14 protein-coding genes are annotated in these 22384 nt (G+C 68.7%); 8 read left to right on the forward strand and 6 right to left on the reverse strand.

Features of this window, described 5'->3' with window-relative positions:
• Positions 1–17 precede the first annotated feature (17 nt).
• Complete coding sequence (locus AC07PZ_RS09175) at positions 18–3152, reverse strand: EAL domain-containing protein (protein WP_495294744.1); 3135 nt, start codon at positions 3150–3152, stop codon at positions 18–20.
• Between the two features lie 241 nt (positions 3153–3393).
• Between AC07PZ_RS09175 and mutS the strand changes: the two genes are divergently transcribed.
• From mutS to AC07PZ_RS09190, 3 genes are read left to right on the forward strand one after another with little or no spacing between them, the layout of a single operon-like run.
• Positions 3394–5985: a DNA mismatch repair protein MutS gene (gene mutS, locus AC07PZ_RS09180; RefSeq protein WP_495295157.1), complete on the forward strand. Its 2592-nt coding sequence runs from the start codon at positions 3394–3396 to the stop codon at positions 5983–5985.
• Between the two features lie 9 nt (positions 5986–5994).
• A complete protein-coding gene (locus AC07PZ_RS09185) occupies positions 5995–6834 on the forward strand; it encodes a proteasome-type protease (protein WP_495294745.1) in 840 nt (279 codons plus the stop codon).
• 11 nt (positions 6835–6845) lie between these two features.
• Positions 6846–7652: an alpha/beta fold hydrolase gene (locus AC07PZ_RS09190; RefSeq protein ID WP_495294746.1), complete on the forward strand. Its 807-nt coding sequence runs from the start codon at positions 6846–6848 to the stop codon at positions 7650–7652.
• 76 nt (positions 7653–7728) lie between these two features.
• On the opposite strand, the gene AC07PZ_RS09195 is transcribed toward AC07PZ_RS09190, so the two are convergent.
• The 5 genes from AC07PZ_RS09195 to AC07PZ_RS09215 all read right to left on the reverse strand — a co-directional run bounded on the left by AC07PZ_RS09195 (position 7729) and on the right by AC07PZ_RS09215 (position 18188).
• Positions 7729–8553, reverse strand: a complete 825-nt coding sequence (locus AC07PZ_RS09195; RefSeq protein WP_495294747.1) for an undecaprenyl-diphosphate phosphatase — start codon at positions 8551–8553, stop codon at positions 7729–7731.
• Between the two features lie 113 nt (positions 8554–8666).
• A complete protein-coding gene (locus AC07PZ_RS09200; protein WP_495294748.1) occupies positions 8667–10118 on the reverse strand; it encodes an efflux transporter outer membrane subunit in 1452 nt (483 codons plus the stop codon).
• A gap of 11 nt (positions 10119–10129) precedes the next feature.
• The gene (locus tag AC07PZ_RS09205) at positions 10130–13324 is read right to left on the reverse strand and encodes an efflux RND transporter permease subunit (RefSeq protein ID WP_495294749.1); all 3195 of its coding nucleotides are present in this window, start codon (positions 13322–13324) and stop codon (positions 10130–10132) included.
• On the reverse strand, positions 13321–16413 hold the full coding sequence (locus AC07PZ_RS09210) for an efflux RND transporter permease subunit (protein WP_495294750.1): 3093 nt from the start codon (positions 16411–16413) through the stop codon (positions 13321–13323). Before AC07PZ_RS09210 ends, AC07PZ_RS09205 begins: the two co-directional genes overlap by 4 nt.
• Entirely contained in the window at positions 16410–18188 is a 1779-nt protein-coding gene (locus tag AC07PZ_RS09215) for an efflux RND transporter periplasmic adaptor subunit (RefSeq protein ID WP_495294751.1), read from the reverse strand. The genes AC07PZ_RS09210 and AC07PZ_RS09215 overlap by 4 nt, the downstream gene beginning before the upstream one ends.
• Before the next feature lie 303 nt (positions 18189–18491).
• Between AC07PZ_RS09215 and AC07PZ_RS09220 the strand changes: the two genes are divergently transcribed.
• Genes AC07PZ_RS09220 through AC07PZ_RS09240 form a run of 5 tightly spaced genes read left to right on the forward strand, consistent with a single transcriptional unit; the run spans position 18492 to position 22382 of the window.
• Positions 18492–19013, forward strand: coding sequence for a DUF6622 family protein (locus AC07PZ_RS09220; RefSeq protein WP_495294752.1), 522 nt, complete (start codon positions 18492–18494; stop codon positions 19011–19013).
• Between the two features lie 39 nt (positions 19014–19052).
• Positions 19053–19340 (forward strand): 2TM domain-containing protein, encoded by a 288-nt coding sequence (locus tag AC07PZ_RS09225; RefSeq protein ID WP_495294753.1) that lies wholly within the window; start codon positions 19053–19055, stop codon positions 19338–19340.
• Positions 19337–20377, forward strand: a complete 1041-nt coding sequence (locus tag AC07PZ_RS09230; RefSeq protein ID WP_495294754.1) for an alpha/beta hydrolase family protein — start codon at positions 19337–19339, stop codon at positions 20375–20377. The genes AC07PZ_RS09225 and AC07PZ_RS09230 overlap by 4 nt, the downstream gene beginning before the upstream one ends.
• Positions 20374–21333: a sterol desaturase family protein gene (locus AC07PZ_RS09235; protein ID WP_495294755.1), complete on the forward strand. Its 960-nt coding sequence runs from the start codon at positions 20374–20376 to the stop codon at positions 21331–21333. The genes AC07PZ_RS09230 and AC07PZ_RS09235 overlap by 4 nt, the downstream gene beginning before the upstream one ends.
• Complete coding sequence (locus tag AC07PZ_RS09240) at positions 21330–22382, forward strand: sensor histidine kinase (protein ID WP_495294756.1); 1053 nt, start codon at positions 21330–21332, stop codon at positions 22380–22382. The genes AC07PZ_RS09235 and AC07PZ_RS09240 overlap by 4 nt, the downstream gene beginning before the upstream one ends.
• Positions 22383–22384 lie beyond the last annotated feature (2 nt).

Raw genomic sequence — 22384 nt, forward strand, 5'->3', positions numbered from 1 at the left:
GGCACGCGTCCGCCGCATCAAGGCTTCTGCGCGATCCAGCTGGCGAGTGCTTCCGCCGGCATCGGCCGCGCGATGAGGTAGCCCTGCAGTTCGTCGCAGCGGGCGGCGCGCAGCGTCGCTGCTTCCTTTTCGTTTTCCACACCTTCGGCCACCACGCGCAAGCCGAGCGCATGGCCCAGCCCGATGATGGCCCGGGCGATCGCCATGTCGGTCGGATCGTCGAGCATCTGATGGACGAACGAGCGGTCGATCTTCAGCTTGTCGATCGGAAAGCGGTTCAGGTAGTTCAGGCTCGAATAACCGGTGCCGAAGTCGTCGATCGACAGCAGCACACCGAGCGACTTGAGCGCGCGCAGTTGCGCCAGGGTCTGTTCGCCGGCTTCCATCAAGGTCGATTCGGTCAGTTCGATCTCGATGTCCGATGGCTCCACGTCATGCTGCACCAGGGCGTCGCGCAGGACGCCGACGAGGCCCTCGTCGCGCAACTGGAGTGCGGAAACGTTGACCGACAGCGGCACGCAGCCCACGCCGTCGCGGCGCCAGGCCGCCTGCTGCTCGCACGCACGGGCGATCACCCAGCTGCCGATCGCAACGATCTGCCCCGACTCTTCGGCGATCGGAATGAACTGGGCCGGTGCGACCGGCCCAAGCTCCGCGTTGTGCCAGCGCAGCAGCACCTCGGCGCTGATGAGCTGGCCGCCATGGGCATCGACCCGCGGCTGGAAGCAGAGGCTCAGTTCGTTGCGTTCGATCGCATGGCGCAGGTTCGATTCGACGAGCAGCCGCCGCTGCGCGCGCTCGTTCATCTCCGGCGTGAAGAAGCGCGCCATGTCGCGCCCGCTCGCCTTGCTCTGGTACATCGCGACGTCGGCGTGGCGCATCAGCGTGTCGATGTCCTGGGCATCGTCCGGAAACACGGCGATGCCCACGCTGCAGGACACGTGCAGCTCAGCGCCGTCGATGTCGTGCGGGCGCCGGATCAACGGCACCAGCCGGCGCTCGACAATCGACAGGATCTCGTCGCTGTCGGCCACGCCGTTGAGCACGATCACGAATTCGTCACCGCCCAGGCGGCTGACGGTGTCGACGGCGCGGACGGCTTCGGTCATGCGTTTGGCCACGGAACGCAGCAGCCCGTCGCCGACGTGATGGCCCAGCGAATCGTTGATGTTCTTGAAGCGGTCCAGGTCGATGAACAGCACGCCCACGCGCTGCCCGGTGCGCTGCGCCTGCTGCATCGCCATGCGCAGCCGCTCGATGCACAGCGAGCGGTTGGGCAGTTCGGTCAGCACGTCGTGGTGTGCCAGGAAGCGGATGCGCTCCTCGCTGCGCTTGCGGTCGCTGATGTCGATCGACGTGAAGATGTAGTGCGAGATGCGCTCGGGGCCGTCGCGCACCACGCTCGCCACCAGCCAGGCCGGATAGCTGGTGCCGTTGCGCCGGCTGACCTGCACCTCGCCCTGCCAGGCGCTGCGCTTGTCGAGTGCCGGCCACAGCGCATCGAAATGCACGCTGTCGTCGGCGATCAGCCGTTCGGGCATCTCGCCGGCCAGCTCCCTGAATTCGTAGCCGGTCTGGCGGCACAGCGCACGGTTCACCGACAGGATGTGGTAGTTGGCGTCGATGATCATGATGCCCTCGGACGAGGCCTCGAACACCTTGGCCCAGAGCTCGAGGCGCTGCTCCATCAGCTTGAGATGGTTGACCGGGGTGAAGGCCGTGAGCACGGCATCCTGGCCCTGGTAGGTCAGCCGCCGTGCCGACAGGACCGCCCACGAAGGCTCGGCACCGCCACGCCAGCGCACCTCGAATTCGTCGACGCCCCGGCGATCCGCCAGCTGCTGGAAGAAGCGCGCGCGCACCGCCGAATCGAGGCCGTGCGCCCAGGGGTCCTCGGTCCGGCCGCCCAGCCATGCCTGAGCCGGAGAGTTGGCATTGAGCACTTCATGGCCCGGGATGGCCGTGACCATGAGCGGGATCGGAATGGCTTCGACCAGGTCGCGCTGCGCTTCGGCCGCGCGTGCGCTCGCCGCCAGTTCCTGCTGGATGCGGCGCTCGCGGTCGAGCTGCGCGAGCATGTCGTTGAAGCCCAGCACCAGACGCCCGATTTCGTCCCCGCTGTCCCAGTAGGCACGCAGGCTGTGGTCGCCCGTCTTGCGCACGGTGTCGACGACGTTGGACAGGCGACGCAGCGGCAGCGAGATCTGCCGCGCCACATAGAACACGGCCGAAAGAATCATGAGCAGCAGGAACAACGCGGTGCCCAGATGCAGCCACATGCGCGAGAAGAAGCCGTGTTCGCGCACGTGCAGCATGTCGTCGAGCTCGCGTCCGGCCAGCAGCCAGGCCTGATCGAGGTCCGCAAACAGCGATTGCTGGGCTTCGTCGAACACAGGCAGGCCGCGGCCGCCGCCCTCCAGAACGGCCCGGGACGCGCGGCGGAAGCGGTCGACGGCCGCCGCCAGCCGCAGCCGCGAAGCATCCAGGTTGGCGCGCAACGGGCCCTTGGCCGCGACGAACGCCTCGGAATAATCGCTCTCGATGCCCGCCGCGATCGCGTCGATCCGGCCTTCCAGGATGAAGTACTGCGTGCGCGCCTCGGTCGACGGCGACTCGCCCGTTCCCAGCGAACGCAGCCTGGCCTCCATGGCCGACCCGAGCTCCATCAGCTCCGGAAAGCGCAGCAGCACCAGCGACATCGTGTAGTAGCTGTCGAGATCGGGGTCGAGGATCAGGTTCGACTGGTTGCCCACGCGGGTGACCAATGCGCGGCCTTTTTCCACGGCGGCACGGGCCTGGGCTGGCCGGTCGGCCGCGGAGGCACCGACCGTGCGCTCGAAGGCGGTACGAAACGCATCGTTCAGTTCGCCGCTCTGCATGTCGGGGCCGAAATCCTGCTCGGCCTGCGCGATCGTGGAGGCCTGCGGCACGCCCGCACCGCGCCAGCCGGCCACGGCCATCAGCGCGGGCCGCAAGCGCTCGATGTACGCCATGCCGGCCATTTCCTTGCGCCCGAAGTCGATCGCGATGAACTTCTCGTTGATCAGGATGCCACTGATGAAGATCACCGCCGTGAGGTCCAGCAGGTAGATGACGAGCAGCTTGCGACCGACGCTGAGCCGGCCGAGCCGGCGGGAAAGAAATTGCAGCATGTGACTCCAGGATCGGCCCGTCCGCATGCAAGCTGCATGCCCCGGATGCATCGACACCCTCCACGATAATGCGCTGTTGCGCCTTCGAGCGAACCGGCCGCCAGACGGTCAAGGCCGATGCGGCGCAGACATGACACCTCAGTCCAACGGAATTCACGGCGTGCCAAAGACGAGCGACACCAGCGATATCAACGAACCAGGCCAGGGGCCATCCATCGGCGAGCTCCAGGGGCACACCCCGATGATGAGCCAGTACTTCCGCCTCAAGGTGGACCATCCCGACACGCTGCTGTTCTACCGGATGGGCGACTTCTACGAGCTGTTCTACGGCGATGCCGAAAAGGCCGCGCGCCTGCTCGACATCACGCTGACGCAGCGCGGCCAGTCGGCGGGCCAGCCGGTGGTGATGGCCGGCGTGCCCTTCCACGCGGTCGATGCCTACCTCGCGCGGCTCATCAAGCTCGGCGAATCGGTCGCGATCTGCGAGCAGGTCGGCGAAGTCGGCGCGTCCAAGGGGCCGGTCGAGCGCAAGGTGATGCGCGTCGTCACGCCCGGCACGCTGACAGACGCCGAGCTGCTGAACGACAAGAGCGAATCGCTGTTGCTCGCGGTCCACGCGGGCGCGCGCAACTTCTGCGGCCTGGCCTGGCTCAGCGTGACCGGCGCCGAACTGCACCTCGCCGAATGCCCGGCCGAAGCGCTCGAGGCCTGGATCGGCCGCATCGGACCGAGCGAACTGCTCTACAGCGCCGAGGTCACGCCCGCCTTCGAGAACAGGCTCAAGGCGCTGCGCGCCACGACGCCGTTCACGCTGTCCGTGCGGCCGGCCTGGCAGTTCGACGGCGGCCTGGGCGAGCGCAAGCTGTGCGAGCAACTGGCCAGCGCCAGCCTCGCGGCCTGGAACGCCGAGTCGCTGACCAACGCGCACGGCGCCGCGTCCGCCCTGCTCGGCTATGCCGAACACACGCAGGGCCGCGCGCTGTCGCACGTGCAGCGCCTGGTCGTCGAGCGCGACGGCGACCTGATCGAACTGCCGCCCGCCACGCGGCGCAACCTCGAACTCGTGCAGACCCTGCGCGGCGAGGATTCGCCGACGATGTTCTCGCTGCTCGATACCTGCATGACCGGCATGGGCAGCCGCCTGCTGAAGCGCTGGCTGCTCGCACCGCGGCGCGACCGCGGCGAGGCGCGGGCCCGGCTCGAGGCCATCGGCGCGCTCCAGGCCCATGCGCCGGGCACGACGGCCGCCCGGTGGCGCAGCCTGCGCGAACAGCTGAAGAACACCAGCGACGTCGAACGCATCGCCGCGCGCATCGCGCTGCGCCAGGTGCGCCCGCGCGAGCTGGTCGCACTGCGGCTCGCGCTGGCCAAGGCCGAGCAGCTCGGGCCTGCATTGCCCGGTGCCTCGGCGCTGCTCGCCCGCATGGCCGAGCGCTTCGTGCCGCCACCGGGCTGCGCCGAGCTGCTGGTCGCGGCGATCAAGCCCGACCCGTCGGCGCTGGTGCGCGACGGCGACGTGATCGCGACGGGCCACGATCCGGAACTCGACGAGCTGCGTGCCATCAGCGACAACTGCGACGACTTCCTGCTGCAGCTCGAGATCCAGGAGCGCGAACGCACCGGCATCTCGAACCTGCGCGTGCAGTTCAACCGCGTGCACGGTTTCTATATCGAGGTCACGCAAAGCGCGCTCACCAAGGTGCCGGACAACTACCGCCGCCGCCAGACGCTGAAGAATGCCGAGCGCTTCATCACGCCCGAACTCAAGGCCTTCGAGGACAAGGCGCTGAGCGCGCAGGACCGTGCGCTGGCCCGCGAGAAGTGGCTCTACGAGCAGTTGCTCGACGCGCTGCAGGTGCACGTCAATGCGCTCACGCAACTGGCCGGCGGCATCGCCTCGCTCGATGCGCTGTGCGCACTGGCCGAACGCTCGCACACGCTGCACTGGAAGGCACCGAGCTTCGTCACGCACCCGTGCATCGACATCGTGCAGGGTCGCCATCCGGTGGTCGAGGCGCGGCTGGCCGAGAAGTCCTCGGGCGGCTTCATCGCCAACGACACGCAGCTCGGCCCGCAGCAGCGCATGCAGGTGATCACCGGGCCGAACATGGGTGGCAAGTCCACCTACATGCGGCAGATCGCGATCATCGTGCTGCTCGCATCGATCGGGTCGCATGTGCCGGCCACGGCTTGCCGGCTCGGGCCGATCGACGCGATCCACACGCGCATCGGCGCGGCCGACGACCTGGCCAATGCGCAGTCGACCTTCATGCTGGAGATGACCGAGGCCGCGCAGATCCTGCACAGCGCCACCGCGCAGTCGCTGGTGCTGATGGACGAGATCGGCCGCGGCACGAGCACCTTCGACGGCCTGGCGCTCGCCGCCGGCATCGCCGCGCAGCTGCACGACCGCACCAAGGCCTTCACGCTGTTCGCGACCCACTATTTCGAGCTCACCGAATTCCCGGCCTCGCATCACGGCGCGGTCAACATGCACGTGAGCGCCACCGAGTCAGGCCGCGACATCGTCTTCCTGCACGAGATGCAGCCCGGCCCGGCCAGTAAGAGCTACGGCATCCAGGTCGCGCGGCTCGCCGGCATGCCGGCGGCGGTGGTCAACCACGCGCGCCACGCGCTCGAGGCACTCGAAGCGCAGCAGACGCAAACGCGCGCGCAGGTCGACCTGTTCGCCGATGCGCCGGAGGTCGAGTTGCCGGAGACCAGCGCCGTAGAATCGGCGCTGGCCACGCTCGACCCCGACGCGATGAGCCCGCGGGAGGCGCTGGAAGCGCTGTACACACTCAAAAAACTCAACAAGCGCGAACGCGGCTGAGACACCCCCATGACTTATTGCGTAGGCATCAAACTCAACGCCGGCCTGGTGTTCCTGTCGGACTCCCGGACCAACGCGGGTGTCGACCACATCAGCACCTTCCGCAAGATGATCGTCTATGAACAGCCGGGCGACCGCGTCATGACGCTGCTGTCGGCCGGCAACCTGAGCATCTCGCAATCGGTGCGCGAAATCCTGCAGATCGAGGAGCTTCGCGAGACCAACGCCGACGGCGAACCCGGTTCGCCGATCACCATCTGGAACGCCAGGAGCATGTTCGACGCCGCGCGCGTGCTGGGCTCGGCGGTGCGCCACGTGTACGACCGCGACGCCGAGGCGCTCAAGCACGCGGGGCTGGACTTCAACGTGTCCTTCATCTTCGGTGGCCAGGTCAAGGGCGAAGGCATGCGCCTGTTCCTGGTCTATTCCGCCGGCAATTTCATCGAGGCGACCAACGAGACGCCCTACTTCCAGATCGGCGAATCGAAGTACGGCAAGCCGGTGCTCGACCGCGTGCTCACGCCCGACACGCCGCTCGACGAAGCGGCCAAGTGCGCGCTCGTGTCGATGGATTCGACGATGAAGTCCAACCTCTCGGTCGGCCTGCCGCTCGACCTGGTGGTGTACGAGGCCGGCCGCCTGCAGACCGACAAGATCGTCTGCATGGACGCCAACAACCCCTACTACCAGATGATGCACAACAGCTGGGGCCAGAAGCTGCGCGAGGTGTTCGACAGCATCGACGACCCGGTCTGGGACGGCAGCGCCACGGCGCATCCGCTGATGATGCCGGCCGCGCGGCATGCGCCGCTGCGCAAGATCTCGACCCCCGAAGAAAAGCTCATCTAACCCGGCGCCCGATGCCACCGATCGCGCCCATCGTCTTCTCGCACGGCAACAGTTTCCCTGCGAGCACCTACCGCGTGATCCTCGACAGCCTGCGCAACCGCGGCTTCGAGGTCGATGCGATCGAGAAGTTCGGGCATGACCCGAAGTACCCCGTCACCGACAACTGGCCGCACCTGGTGCAGCAGCTCGCGGACTTCGCGCAGCAGCGCAGCGACGCGGCCGGCCGCCCCGTCTTTCTGGTCGGCCATTCGCTGGGCGGCTTCTTGAGCCTGATGTGCGCGGCGCTGCATCCGAAGCTCGCGGCGGGCGTGCTGCTGATCGATTCGCCCATCATCGGCGGCTGGCGCGCCAACACGCTGAACCTCGTCAAGCGCACGTCGCTGATGAAGAGCATGTCGCCCGGCATGGTGAGCCGCAGACGCCGCAACAGCTGGGAAGACCGCGAGGCGGTGTTCGCGCATTTCCGCAGCAAGAAGGCCTTCGCTCGCTGGGATGCGCAGGTGCTGCGCGACTACATCGAGCACGGCACCTTCGACAGCGACGACACGCGCGCGCTGAGCTTCGACCGCGACGTCGAGACCCAGATCTACGACACGCTGCCCCACAACCTCGCGGCACTGCTGCGCGCGCATCCCCTGCAATGCCGCGCCGCCTTCATCGGCGGACGCCAGTCGGTCGAGATGCGCCGCGTCGGCATGGCGATGACGCAACAGGTCACCAAGGGCCGCATCATGATGCTCGACGGGACCCATCTGTTCCCGATGGAAAAGCCGATCGCCACCGCAGCGGCCATCGAGGCATCGCTGCGGAACATGTAGCCCTCACCGCGAGCAACACCAGCGGCCCGGCAAAGCCGGTTTCCGCGGTGTCACTGGCACCGATGTGGGTTGCCGGTTATTCCGCCCAGACCACCAGCCCGCTCCACGCCGTCGCCAGCACCACGATGCCGAACGCGATGCGGTACCAGGCGAAGGGAATGAAGTTGTGGGTGCTGATGTACTTCAGCAACCAGCGCACGCACAGCCAGGCACTGACGAAGGAGAAGATCAGGCCGACAGCGAACAGCGGAATGTCGTGCATCGACAGCAGCGCACGCTCCTTGTAGAGGCTGTAGATGCCGGCACCGATCAGCGTCGGGATCGCCAGGAAGAACGAGAAGTCGGTCGCGGCCTGGCGGCTCAGGCCGAGCAGCATGCCGCCGATGATGGTCGAGCCGCTGCGGCTGGTGCCCGGCACCATCGCGAAGCACTGGACCAGGCCGACCTTGAGCGCGTCCCAGGGCGTCATGTCGTCCACGTTCTCGATGCGCACCGAGCCCGGCGGCCGACGCTCGGCCCACAGGATGATGAAGCCGCCGATGATGAAGGTGCTGGCGACCACGACCGGCGTGAACAGATGCTCCTTGATGACCTTGCCGAACAGCAGGCCCAGCACCACGGCCGGCAGGAAGCCGATGAGCACGTTGAGTGCCAGCCGCTGCGCCTTGCGCTGGCGCGGCAGCGCAACGACGGTCGAGCGGATCTTTTGCCAGTACACCAGGATCACCGCGAAGATCGCGCCGGTCTGGATCGCGATGTCGAAGACCTTTGCCTTGTCGTCGTCGAAGCCGAGCAACGAACCGGCCAGGATCAGGTGGCCGGTGGATGAAATGGGCAGGAACTCCGTCAGTCCCTCGACGATGCCCATGATGGCGGCCTTGACCAGCAAAACAATATCCACGCGCACTCCTTGTGAAAGAGCGCGAATTATCGCGATTCAATCTTTCAGATCACATTCAGTTAACAGAAGTTACGCGTCGTGATCCGCGCCATTGCGGCAAACACGCTTGCGCGTCAGCGGGAAACGGGTGTTGACGCCGACGGCGCAAGCCAGCTCGCCTCCCAGCCGCCACCGAGCGACTGGACCAGCGTCACGGCAGCCGTCTGCCGGCTCACCTGCAGCTGCAGCACGGTGCGGCGGGCGCTCAACGCGGACGCCTGTGCGGTCACGACGTCCGTGTAGCTGACCTGGCCGGCACGGTAGCGGTTCAGGATCTGCTGTTCGGTCTTGTCGGCGGCGGCCGAAGCCTCGCGGCGCAACTGCTCCTGTTGCGCGAGGCTGGCCGTGGCGGTGAGCTGGTCTTCCACGGTCTGGAAGGCCGTCAGCACCGTCTGCCGGTACCGCGCCACCGAGGCGTCGTAGGACGCACGCGCCGCATCGACACTGGCGTCGATCGCGCCGGCATCGAACAGCACCTGCGCAGCCGAGAGGCCGACCGACCACAGCGTGTTCGACGCGCTGAACAGGTCCGACACACGGCTCGATGAACGGCTGAGCGACGCGCTCAGGCCGAAGCTCGGGTAGTACGCCGCCCGCGCGATGCCGATCTGCGCATTGGCCGACGCGACCGCGCGCTCGGCCGCGGCGATGTCGGGCCGCCGCTGCAGCACCGTCGACGGCACGCCCAGCGGCACCGAGGGCACGGTCGGCGCCCAGGTGTTCGCGGCCGCCAGCTGGAAATCCGCCGGTGCGACACCGACCAGCACGGCGATCGCGTGTTCGTAGGCCGCGCGCGTGCGCTCCAGGGCCACGCGCTCGGCACGCGTGTTGATGAGCTGCGTCTGCGCCTGCAGCACGTCGCTCTGCGCGGCGATGCCGGCTTCATAGCGGTTGCGCGTGATGACCAGCGAGCGTTCGTAGCCTTCCAGCGTGCTGGTGAGGATCGCCAGTTCGGCGTCGGCCTCGCGCAGCGAGAAGTAGTTGGACGCCAGCTCGCCGACGGCCGACAGCCGGGCGGCGGCCAGGTCGGCTTCGCTCGCCTGCGCGCTGGCCTGGGCGCTGTTCACGGCCTGGCTCAGCCGGCCCCAGACGTCGGGCGTCCAGGAGGCGCTGACGCCGGCGCTCGCGCTGCCGGTGGCGGTGTTGGCCGACCGGTTGCCGCTGCGCGTGGCGCTGCCCGAGGCGGACACGGTCGGGAACAGGCTGGCCCGCTGCTCGCGCACGAGCGCCATCGCCTGCGCGTAGCTGGCCACCGCGGCGGCGATGTTCTGGTTGGAGATCTGCACGCGTGCAGCCAGCGCATCGAGATCGGCGTCGCCGAACAGGCGCCACCATTCGCCGCGGTCCATGGCATCGGCCGGAGCGGCCGGCACCCAGCCTTCGGCCGCCTTGGCCTCCCGCCAGGCCGCAGGCGACTGGACGGTCGGCTGCTGGTAGGCCGGCCCGACCGCACAGGCGGTGAGCGAACCCACCGTGGCCAGCGCCAGTGCCAGAACACGCAGCGAGGGCGCACAACTTCTCTTCATATCCATCTCCGTCACGTCGCGGCTCGCGCCAACGCCTGTTCGTTGGGCGCCTTGCGGCGCAGCTTGTCCATCAGCACGTAGACGACCGGTGTGGTCAGCAAGGTGAGCAGCTGGCTCGCGATGAGCCCGCCCACGATGGCCACGCCGAGCGGCTGCCGCAGTTCGGCGCCCTGGCCGAAACCGATCGCCAGCGGCAGTGCGCCGAGCGCGGCCGCCAGGGTCGTCATCAGGATCGGCCGGAAGCGCAGCAGGCAGGCCTCGCGGGCCGCCTCGGCCGCAGTCAGGCCGCGCGCGCGTTGCGCCTCCAGCGCAAAGTCGATGATCAGGATCGCGTTCTTCTTCACGATGCCGATCAGCAGGAACACGCCGATCAACGCGATGATGGAGAAGTCCATCCGGAACAGCAGCAGCGCGATCACCGCGCCCACGCCAGCCGACGGCAATGTCGTCAACACCGTGATCGGGTGCACCAGGCTCTCGTACAGCACGCCCAGCACGATGTAGATCACCACGATCGCCGCGATGATCAGGAAGGTCTGCTGACCCTGCGTCGACTGGAAGCCGGCGGCCGTCCCGCTGAACGCCCCGCGCACGTTGATCGGCATGGCGATGCCCGCAACGGCCTGGTCGAAGACGTCGCGCGCATCGCTGAGCGACACGCCTTCGGCGAGGCTGAACGAAATGGTGCTCGACAGTTCGCCGCCATCATGCGAGATCGAGCTCGGGATCGCGCGCTCGCTGATCTTCGAGACGGCCGACAGCGGCACCATCGGCGTCACGCTGGTGCTCAACGGAGCGCCGGTCGAAGCGCCGCGAAGGCCGGGATTGGCCGACGTGGTGTCCACCGTCGCGCCGGTGGCCGTTGCGGTCGAGCCCGGCAGGTACAGGTCCTTCAGCGCCACCGGCCCCTGCATGTAGCGGGGCGACCACTCCATGATCACCGCGTACTGGTTGAGCTCGTCGTAGATCGTCGCCACCGAACGCTGGCCGAAGGCGTTGTAGAGCGAGCTGTCGATCGAACTCGACGTGATGCCCATGCGCGACGCCGTCTCGCGGTCGACCGTGACATAGGTCTCGACGCCGTTGTCGGACTGGTCGCTGTCGATGTCCGTCAGCAGCGGCTCTTCGCGCAGGCGATCGGCGAGCTTGGTCGTCCACAGCCGCAGGTCCTTGATGTTGTCGGCCTTCAGCGTGTACTGGTAGGTCGAATTGCTCGACCGGCCACCCATGCGCAGGTCCTGCACCTGGCCCAGGAAAACGCGCAGCCCGGTGAGCTTGTCGAGTTGCGGACGCAGCCGCGCGATCACCGCGGCGCTGCTCACGTCACGGTCGCCCACCGGCTTGAGGTTGACGAACATGAAGCCGCCGCCGGCCCGGCTGCCGCCCGAGAAGCCGACCACGGTGTCCACGGCCGGATCGGCCCGCACGATGTCGACGGCCTGCTTGAGCTTCTGCCCGAGTGCATCGGACGAGATGCTCTGGTCCGCCCGCAGCCCGCCGTTGAGCTGGCCGTTGTCCTGCTGCGGGAAGTAGCCCTTGGGAATCTTCACGAACAGGTAGACGTTGAGGCCCACCACGGCCAGCAGCACCAGCATCACGATGGTCTTGCTGGCGAGTGCCCAATCCAGGCTGCGCTCGTAAGTGCGCAGCACGGCGTCGTAGCCCCGCTCCGCCCAGCGCACCGGCCAGGCCGGACGCCGCTTCGGCGCATCCGGGTCCGGCACGGGTTCGGCCCGCAACAGCCAGGCGCACATCATCGGTGTGGTGGTGAGCGAGATCACGAGCGAGATCAGCACCGACGCCGACAGCGTGACCGCGAACTCGCGGAACAGACGACCGACCTGCCCGTCCATGAACAGCAGCGGGATGAACACCGCCACCAGCGACAGGCTGATCGACAGCACCGTGAAGCCGACCTCGCGCGCGCCGCGCAACGCCGCCTCGAGCCGCCCCATGCCGGCCTCGATGTGCCGCATGGTGTTCTCGAGCACCACGATCGCGTCGTCCACCACGAAGCCGGTGGCGACCGTCAGCGCCATCAGGCTCAGGTTGTTCAGGCTGAAGCCCAGCAGGTACATCACGCCGAAGGTGCCGAGCAGCGACACCACCGTCGCGACCGCGGGCACGATGGTCGCGCGCACCTTGCGCAGGAACAGCCCGACCACCAGCACGACCAGCGCGATGGAGATCATCAGCGTGAACTCGATCTCCTTGAGCGATGCGCGGATGGAGTTGGTGCTGTCCGACGCCACCTGCACCTCGATGTCCGCGGGCAGTTGCGCACGCAGTTCGGGCAGCAGTGCGCGCACGCCGTCGACCGTCTCGATGATGTTGGCACTCGGGTCGCGCGTGATCAGCACGATGATGGCCGGCTGGCCGTTGAACAGGCCCAGCGTGCGGCGGTTCTCGACGCCGTCGACCACGTTGGCCACGTCCGACAGCCGGACCGCCGCGTTGTTGCGCCAGGCGACGATCAGCGACCTGTAGTCCGCCGCGCGCCGCCCCGGTGCCGGCGTGTAGATCTGCAGCCGGCGGCCTTCGCCCTCGATCGCGCCCTTGGGCCGGTTCGCGTTGCTGGCCTGGATGGCGGCGCGCACGTCCTCGGTGCTGATGCCGTACTTGTTGAGTGCGAACGGAAGCAGTTCGATGCGCACCGCCGGCAACGAGCCGCCGCCGATCTCGACGTCGCCGACGCCTTCGACCTGCGATATGCGCTGACTGACGATGTTCGACACCGCGTCGTAGATCTGGCCCGGCGTCTTCGTCTTCGACGTGAGCGCCAGGATGATGACCGGCGACGACGCCGGGTTGGCCTTGCGGTAGGTCGGATTGCTCTTGAGCGTGGACGGCAGGTCGGCGCGGGCCGCGTTGATGGCGGCCTGCACCTCGCGCGCGGCGCCATCGATGTTGCGGTTGAGGTCGAACTGCAGCGTGACGCGGGCCGAGCCCGTCGAGCTGCTCGACGTCATCTCGTTGACGCCCGCGATGGTGCCGAGCCGCCGCTCCAGCGGCGTGGCCACGCTGCTCGCCATCGTGTCGGGACTGGCGCCGGACAGGCTCGCGCTCACCGAGATCGTCGGGTAGTCGACCTTCGGCAGCGGCGACACCGGCAGCACGAAGAACGCCCCGATGCCGGCCAGCGCGATGCCGATGGTCAACAGCACCGTCGCGATCGGGCGCTCGACGAAGGGGCGGGACAGATTCACGCCGCCAGCTCCCGCTTGCGCCCGAAGCGCTGTCCCAGCCGGTCGAAGGCGAGGTAGATCACCGGCGTGGTGAACAGCGTCAGCACCTGGCTCAGGATCAGCCCGCCGAAGATCGCCAGGCCCAGCGGCCGGCGCAGCTCGGCGCCTTCGCCGAAGCCCAGCATGAGCGGCACGGCGGCGAACAATGCGGCCAGCGTCGTCATCAGGATCGGGCGGAAGCGCAGGAGCGCGGCTTGATGGATCGCTTCCAGCGGCGTCTTGCCCTGCGTGCGCTCGGCGTCGATCGCGAAGTCGATCATCATGATCGCGTTCTTCTTCACGATGCCGATCAGCAGGATGATGCCGATGATGCCGATCACGCCCAGGTCGTTGCCCGTGATCATCAGCGCCAGCAGCGCACCCACGCCGGCCGACGGCAAGGTCGACAGGATCGTGAGCGGATGGATGTAGCTCTCATACAGCACGCCGAGCACGATGTACACGCACACCACCGCCGCCAGGATCAGCCACAGCTGGTTCGACAGCGACTTCTCGTAGGCACCCGAGGCGCCGAGGAAGGTCATCGACACGCCGGCCGGCATGCCGATCTCCTTGGCGGCCTGGCGGATAGAGTCGACCGCGCGGCCCAGCGACACGCCGTGCGCCGTGTCGAAGCCCACCGTGGCGGCCGGGTACTGCGCCACGTGCGTGATCTGCAGCGGCGCGAGCTGCTCGCGGATCGTCGCGATGGCCGACAGCGGCGTCGGCGTGCCGGCGCCGGTCTTGAGGTTCAGCGTGCCGAGCTGCTGCGGCGTCTCGATCGAATCGGTCTTGGCCTCCAGGATCACGCGGTACTGGTTGGTCTCGGTGAAGATGGTCGACACGATGCGCTGGCCGAACGCGCTGTAGAGCACGTCGTCCACCGCGCTGGCCGTCACCGACAGCCGCGATGCGGTGTTGCGGTCGATGTCGATGTAGGCCGACAGGCCCTGCGCACCGGCGTCGCTCGTCACGTTGCGCACCTGCGGCACCGACTCCAGGCGCGCCATCAGCTTGCGCACCCATTCGGTCACGGTGGCCGAATCGACGCCTTCGATCGAGAAGCGGAATTCGGTCGGGCCGGTCTCGGCGTCGATCGTCAGGTCCTGCGTCGGCTGGAGGTACAGCTTGACGCCGGCGACCTGCGCCACGCGGTCGCGCAGCCGGTTCATCGTGTCTTCCTGCGAGCCGCGGTCGGCCTTCAGGTTGATCAGCATGCGGCCGGTGTTCAGCATCGTGTTGTTGGCCGCGTCGACGCCGGTGAACGAGCTCAGGCTCTGCACGTCGGGGTCGGCCAGCACGGCGCGCGCGGCGGCCTGCTGAAGCTCGGCCATGCGTGCATAGGACACGTCCTGCGCAGCCTCGATGCGCCCTTGCAGCTGGCCGGTGTCCTGCGTCGGAAACAGGCCCTTGGGAATCATCACGTAGAGCAGCACGGTCAGCGCCAGCGTCGCCAGTGCGACGAGCAGCGTCAGCCCCTGGCGGCGGAAGACCCATTGCAGCCAGATGTCGTAGCGCGCGATCACGCGGTCGAAGAAGGCCTGCACCTTGCCGGCCAGTCCGCGCGTGGCGTTGTGCGGCTCGCTGCGCAGCAACCGGGCGGACATCATCGGCACCAGCGTGAGCGACACCACGGCCGAGATCAGGATCGTGATCGCCAGCGTGACCGCGAACTCGCGGAACAACCGGCCGACCACGTCGCCCATGAACAGCAGCGGAATCAGCACCGCGATCAGCGACACCGTCAGCGAGATGATTGTGAAGCCGATCTGCGCCGCGCCCTTCAGCGCCGCGGCGAAGGGCGTCTCGCCCTCCTCCAGGTAGCGCGCGATGTTCTCGATCATCACGATCGCGTCGTCGACCACGAAGCCGGTCGCGATCGTCAGCGCCATCAGGCTCAGGTTGTTCAGGCTGTAGCCCAGCATGTACATCAGCCCGCAGGTGCCGATCAGCGAGATCGGCACCGCCAGGCTGGCGATGACGGTGGCGCGCCAGCTGTGCAGGAAGAAGAAGATCACCAGCACCACCAGCAGCACGGCGAGCACCAGTTCGATCTCCACGTGCTTGACCGAGGCGCGGATGCCGGTGGTCCGGTCGCTCAGCACCTTCACGTCGAGCGAGGTCGGCAGGCCGGCCTGCAGCTCGGGCAACTGCCGCTGGATGGCGTCGACCGTGGCGATGACGTTGGCGCCGGGCTGACGCTGCACGTTCAGGATGATCGCCGGCGTCAGTTCACCCGTCATGCCCGACCAGGCGCCCAGCCGCGTGTTCTCGGCGCTGTCGACCACCTGCGCCACGTCGGTCATGCGCACCGGCGCACTGTTGCGGTAGGCGACGACCAGGTTCTTGTAGTCGTCGGCCGTGACCAGCTGGTCATTGGCGTTGATGGAATACGAGCGCGACGGGCCGTCGAAACTGCCCTTGGCGCTGTTCGCATTGGCGGCCGAGATCGCGGTGCGCAGCGTGTCGAGGCCGATGCCGTACGAGGCAAGCGCCTTGGTGTCGGCCTGGATGCGCACGGCCGGCCGCTGACCGCCCGACAGCGTCACGAGGCCGACGCCCGACACCTGGCTGATTTTCTGCGCCAGGCGCGTGTTGACGATGTTCTGCACCTCGGTCAGCGGCATCGACTTCGAGCTGATCGCGAGCGTGAGCACCGGCGCGTCGGCCGGGTTCACCTTGGCGTACACCGGCGGCGCGGGCAGGTCGGCGGGCAACAGCGAATTGCTGGCGTTGATGGCGGCCTGCACCTCCTGCTCGGCGACGTCGAGCGTCTCGGTCAGGCCGAACTGCAGCGTGACGATCGACACGCCGGCGGCGCTGGTCGAACTCATGCGGCTCAGGCCAGACATCTGGCCGAACTGGCGCTCCAGCGGTGCCGTCACGGTGCGGCTCATGACCTCGGGACTGGCGCCCGGGTACAGCGTCTGCACCTGGATGGTCGGGTAGTCGACCTGCGGCAGCGCCGACAGCGGCAGGAAGCGAAAGCCCACGAAGCCCGCGAGCACGATCGCCACCATGAGCAGCGCGGTCGCGACCGGCCGCTCGATAAAGGGGCGTGACGGGCTCATTGGCCTCCGCCGCCGCCTTCGCGCCGCGGTCCCTGTCCGCCGCCCTGGCCCATGCGGTCGCCCATCTGTTGCCAGCGCGCCAGTGCAGCCGGGTCGCCCTTGTCGAGCGACTCGAGGAATTGCTTGCGACGCGCGAGCTGCTCGGGGTTGTCCTTGGCGCTGTCGAGCATGCGCTGACGCTGCTCGGCGGTCGGCAGCGGCTTGACCGCTTCGGGCGCGACCGCAGGCGCCGGCTGTGGCGCCGCGGTGCCGGAAGATTCTGCACGCGCGCCGGCTGGCACCGCGCCGCGGGGCGGCGCAGCCAGCGGGCCGGCCGGTGCGGTCGGCGTACCGGTCGCCGTGCCGGGTGCCGCTGCGGGCACGCTGCCTGGCGCTGCGGCCGGCGGTGTCGCTTCGGGAGCACGCCCAGCGGACGCACCCTGCCCGGGCGCGGAGGCCCCGCCCTGCGGACCCGATGCGCCCTGCCGCCGTCCGCCAGGACCGCCCGCCCCACCGGCGCCACGCTGGCGCGGCGCGTCGGTCGGCAATTGCACGCTGGAGCCGTCCTTCAGCCGGTCGCCGCCTTCGGTCACGACCCGTTCGCCGTCCTTCAGGCCGCTGGTGACGACCACCGACTCGACCGTCGACTCGCCGCGCTTCACGTCGCGCATCGACACCGTGCGGTCTTCGTTGATCACATAGACGTAGTTGCCGGTGCCGGAGGTCCGCAGCGCCGTGACCGGCACCGTCACCGCGCCGTCGATGGTGCGCAGCAGCAGCTGCACGTTGACAAACTGGCTCGGGAACAACCCGCTCTTCGCATTGCCGAAGCGCGCCTTGGCCTTGACCGTGCCGGTGGTGGTGTCGACCACGTTGTCCAGCGTCGAGAACGTGCCGATGTCGAGCGTGGTCGCCTTGGTGCGGTCGAGCGCGGTCACCGCCAGCGTGGCGCCGGAACGCACGCGCGCCTCGATGTCGGGCACGCGGTCCTGCGGCACCGAGAACTGCACGTCGATCGGCGTCATCTGGGTGATGGTCGCGATCCCGGTGGTGGCGCCCGCGGCCACGTAGTTGCCCGGGTCGACCGTGCGCAGGCCCACGCGGCCGCTCACCGGCGACGTCACGCGGGTGTAGTCGAGATTGAGCTTGGCGCTCGCCTCCGACGCCTTGTCGGTCGTGACGGTGCCCTGCAGCTGCTTGACCAGCGCGGCCTGGGTGTCGACGTCCTGGCGCGCGATGGAGTCCTGCCCCAGCAGCGTGCGGTAGCGCTCCAGCGTGACGCGCGCGGCCTCGAGCTGCGCCTCGTCGCGCTCGCGGGTGCCCTGCGCCTGCATCAGCGCCTGCTCGTAAGGACGCGGATCGATGCGGGCCAGCACCTCGCCCTTGCGCACCATCTGGCCTTCGGTGAAGAGCACGTCGGTCATCACGCCCGACACCTGCGGGCGCAGCGTGACGGTGGTCACCGGCGTGACGGTGCCCAGGGCATCGAGATAGACGGGAATGTCGGCCCGCTTGGCGACGGCCATGCCGACCGTGACCAGCGCACCGCCGCCGCCCGCACGGCGCGCACCGCCGGCGCCGCCAGGACCTCCCGGGCCGCCCGGCCCACCGGGGCCTCCGGCGCCAGGCCCGCCGTTGCCGGTGGCAGGCGGCCGGTTGACCAGGTAATAGGCGCCGCCGATCAGCGCGGCCGTCCCCAGTATGGCAATGACGGCGCCCAACCAACGGCGTTTGCGGGGCGGCGGCCCGCTGGTGATGGCAACGGGTGGCGGGGTCGTTGGGGGGCGAGGGTCCATGACAAATCCTGGGAAAACACGGGCGCGGATGGCGCTGACTGGCGCTTGGCTCCGGATCGTAGCGTGCGCTCCACGAGGGATTGCTACCGGCTCCCTGCCACGCCGTAAATGGCTTGTAAAGCGAGTTCGGAACGTGGGCGCGGCGCCACGCCACCCTCTAAAAAAGCCGCTTTTTGCACCGCCGGACTGCATTTCGCGCCGCCGGCATGCACTTCGTCGCATCGCGCTCGCCGGGCGCCGGCGGGCTCGGCACAGTTACGCCATCGCTTCCCACTCACCCCTTTCACTTCCGGAGAAATCGCCATGCTGATGCAAATCCTCGCCCACACCCCGACCTGGGTCTTCGCACTGTTCGGCATCCTCGTGCTGCTCGGCGCCAAGCAGCTGGTGCCCAACACCACCAGCCTGACGCGCGTCGCGGTCATGCCGATCGCGATGACGGGCCTTTCGATCTACGGCGTGCTGTCGGCCTTCGCTGCAAACCCGCTCGCCATGGTCGGCTGGGCCATCGCCGCCGCGGTGCTCGGCCTGGTCGTCTCGCGCATGCCGCTCCCGGCGTCGACCCGCTACGCGGCCGCGACCCGCACCTTCCACGCCGCAGGCAGCCCGATTCCGCTGGCGCTGATGATGGGCATCTTCTTCACCAAGTACATCGTCGGCGTGGCCGTGGCCATGCATCCCGAACTGCCGGCAAGCCTGGGTTTTGCCCTGTCGATCGGCACCCTGTACGGCGCTTTCAGCGGTATCTTCGCGGCCCGTGCCCTGCGCCTCTGGAAGCTGGCACTGCGCCAGAACGCCGGCCTGGGCAACGGCCAGGCCGCCTGAGCCGCCGCGCGCCCCGTCATGACGATCCAGGAGACATCCGTGCCCGCCACCGACCTGCAACTCGACCTGCTCGCCCGCCGCCGCGCCAAGGCCAAGATCGGCTGGCTGCTCCACGCGACCATCTACCTCGTGGTCAACCTCGGGCTGATCACCCTGTCTTTCGCAACCGGCCGCCACTGGGCGCTGTTCCCGCTGTTCGGCTGGGGCTTCGGCCTGCTGATGCACGGACTGTCGGTCTGGGTGTTCGCGCCCGGCAGCGGTGTGATGGAACGCCTGGTGCAGCGCGAGCGCGCCAAGCTGGCCGGCCACAAGGCGGACCGGTGGTGACCGTGCGACGCGTCCTCGCCGCGGTGGCGGCGACGGTGGCGGCGGCCCTGCTGACGCAAACCGCCACCGCAGCCACCGGCCTGACCGTGCTGGCAGCGCCGCCGGGAACCGGCCCCGTGACCGTGTTCTATCCGACAGCCGCGCCAGCGACACCGCTGAAGCGCGGCCCCTTCACGGTGGACGCCGCGCAGGACGCGGCGCCGCTGCGCGGCAACGGCCGGCTGATCGTGATGTCGCACGGCTCGGGCGGCGCGCCGTGGACGCAGACCGACCTGGCGCAGACGCTGGTCGACGCGGGCTTCACCGTCGCCATGCCCGAACACGTCGGCGACAACTGGCACGACATGAGCGACGTCGGCCCCATCACCTGGAAGCACCGGCCGCAGGAGGTGTCGCAGGCCATCGACGCCATGGCGGCCGACGCCCGCTTCGCGCCCCTGCTCGATTTCCAGCATGTCGGCGTCTACGGCATGTCGGCCGGCGGACTCACCGCGCTGACGCTGGCCGGCGCGCGCTGGTCGCCCGCCAGGCTGGCGCAGCATTGCGACGCCCATCTGGCCGAGGACTTCCCGACCTGCGTCGGGCTGAGCACCGAACTCGATGGCGGCCTGCTCGACCCGGTCAAGCTCGGCGCGGCGCGCTGGGTGATCCAGCGCAAGCTGGCCGGCGACACGGCCCCCCGGGAATGGAACGAGCCGCGCATCCGCGCCGCCGTCGCGGCCGTGCCGATGGCAGCGCCCATCGACATGGCGTCGCTGGCGCAACCGGGGATTCCGGTGGGCCTGGTGCGCGCCGGCCGAGACGCCTGGCTGGCGCCGCGCTGGCACATCGACGCGGTCCGCGATGCCTGCACGCGCTGCACGCTGCTGGCCGACATGCCGGGCGGCGGCCACGGCTCGATCCTGTCGCCGCAACCCACCGGACTGCCGGCCCGCGCCGCCCGGCTGCTGGACGACCCGCCGGGCTTCGACCGGGCGGCCGTGCCTCTCGCCAATGGCGCCATCACGCGCTTCTTCATCCAGAATCTGCTGCCATGAACACCCTGATCCTGCTGCTCAAGATATCGGTCGTCACCGTGCTGGCGGCGTCCTTGATCGAGGCCATCGTGCTGTCGTACCTGAAGGGCTGGCGCGGCTACGACTGGAAGGCCGCGGGCATCTCGGTAGTCGACTTCCTGGTGCGCGAATACCCGCTGCGCTTCCTGCTGCCGCTGGCCTTCTTCACCGGCGCCATGGACTGGGTCTACCAGCACCGGCTCTGGACGCTGCCGATGGACCACTGGTCGGGCTGGGTGGCCTGCTTCGTCGCCCAGGAGTTCTGCTATTACTGGTACCACCGGGCCGCACACCGGGTGCGCTGGTTCTGGTGCACGCATGCCATCCACCATTCGCCGAACCAGCTGAACCTGTCGGCCGCCTACCGCTTCGGCTGGACCGGCAAGCTCACCGGCACGCTGCTGTTCTTCACGCTCGCACCGCTGTTCGGCATGCCGCCGAAGGTGATCCTGCTGATGCTCACGCTGAACCTGCTCTACCAGTTCTGGGTGCACGCCACCTGGATCCCGAAGCTCGGCCCGCTCGAATGGGTGCTCAACACGCCGTCGGCGCACCGGGTGCACCACGCCTCGAACCTCGAGTATCTCGACGGCAACTACGGCGGCGTGCTGATCGTGTTCGACCGCCTGTTCGGCACCTACATCCCTGAACGCGAGGACCTGCCCTGCCGCTACGGGCTGGTCACGCCGATCGTCGGCCACAACCTGCTGGAGATCGAGTTCACGCACTGGCGCGCGCTGTGGCGCGACCTGCGCACCGCGCGGTCGCTGCGCGAGGTCGCGGGCTACCTGTTCAGGCCGCCCGGCTGGCGCGCCGAGGGGCCTGGCGACACGACGGAGGAACTGCGGGCACGGGCGCAGTTGAACGCGCCCCGCGCCGCGCCCTCGGCGGCCGAGCCAGGCTTTGCCGAACCGGCGCCCGGCACGCTCGCTTCATGAAGATCCGCTGGACCGACGTCGCGCGCCACTACCTGCAGGTGGTCGCGTTCTGCTCGGTGATCGCCGTGCTCACCACGCTGATCTGGCCGCGTCGGACCTACCTGGTGCAACTGGGCTATTCGCTCTCGGTCGGCACCATCACCTGGCTGATCATCGAATTCGGGCGCTACCTGGTCGACGCAAAGAACTGCCACGGCGACAGCTCGGGCGGCCACGGCTGGCCGAAGGGCTGGCGCGGCCTGGTGCTGACCGCCGTCGGCATCGGCTGCGGCTTTCTGTTCGGCAGTCGTTTCGCCGACCTGTTCCTGGCCGACGGCGTCGTCAACTCCGCGCGCGACGACAGGCTGAGCCTGTTCATCACCATCGTTGCCGGCGCCGGCGCCAGCTTCTACTTCCACGCGCGCGGCAAGGCGGCCGCGCTGGCCGCGCAGATCAGCGCGGCCGAGCGCGACGCGACCGAGGCCAAGCTCAAGCTGCTCGAAACCCAGCTCGAGCCGCACATGCTCTTCAACACGCTGGCCAACCTGCGCGTGCTGATCACGCTCGACCCGCCGCGCGCCGTCGAGATGCTCGACCACCTGAACCGCTACCTGCGCGTGACGCTCACCGGATCGCGCGCGCTCGCGCATCCGCTGTCGGCCGAATTCGAGCGGCTCGGCGACTATCTGCAACTGATGTCGGTGCGCATGGGCCCGCGGCTGCGCTACGCGCTCGACCTGCCCGACGACCTGCGCGATGTGCCGGTGCCGCCGCTGCTGCTGCAGCCGCTGGTGGAAAACAGCATCCGCCACGGACTGGAGCCGCAGGTGGAAGGCGGCGAGATCACCGTGCGGGCGCGGCGCGAGGGCACGCAGCTGCACATCGAAGTGACCGACACCGGCGTCGGCCTGTCCGACCACCCGCCGGCGCATGAGGGCACGGGCTTCGGCGTGGCGCAGATCCGCGAGCGCCTGGCCGGCGTGCACGGCGATCGCGCCTCGCTGCGGCTGCAGCGCCTGTCGCCAGCGGGTGGCACGCGCGCCGACCTGCTGTTTCCGATACCGGCCTGACG

It is taken from the genome of Variovorax sp. GW821-FHT10B04 (assembly GCF_059415645.1).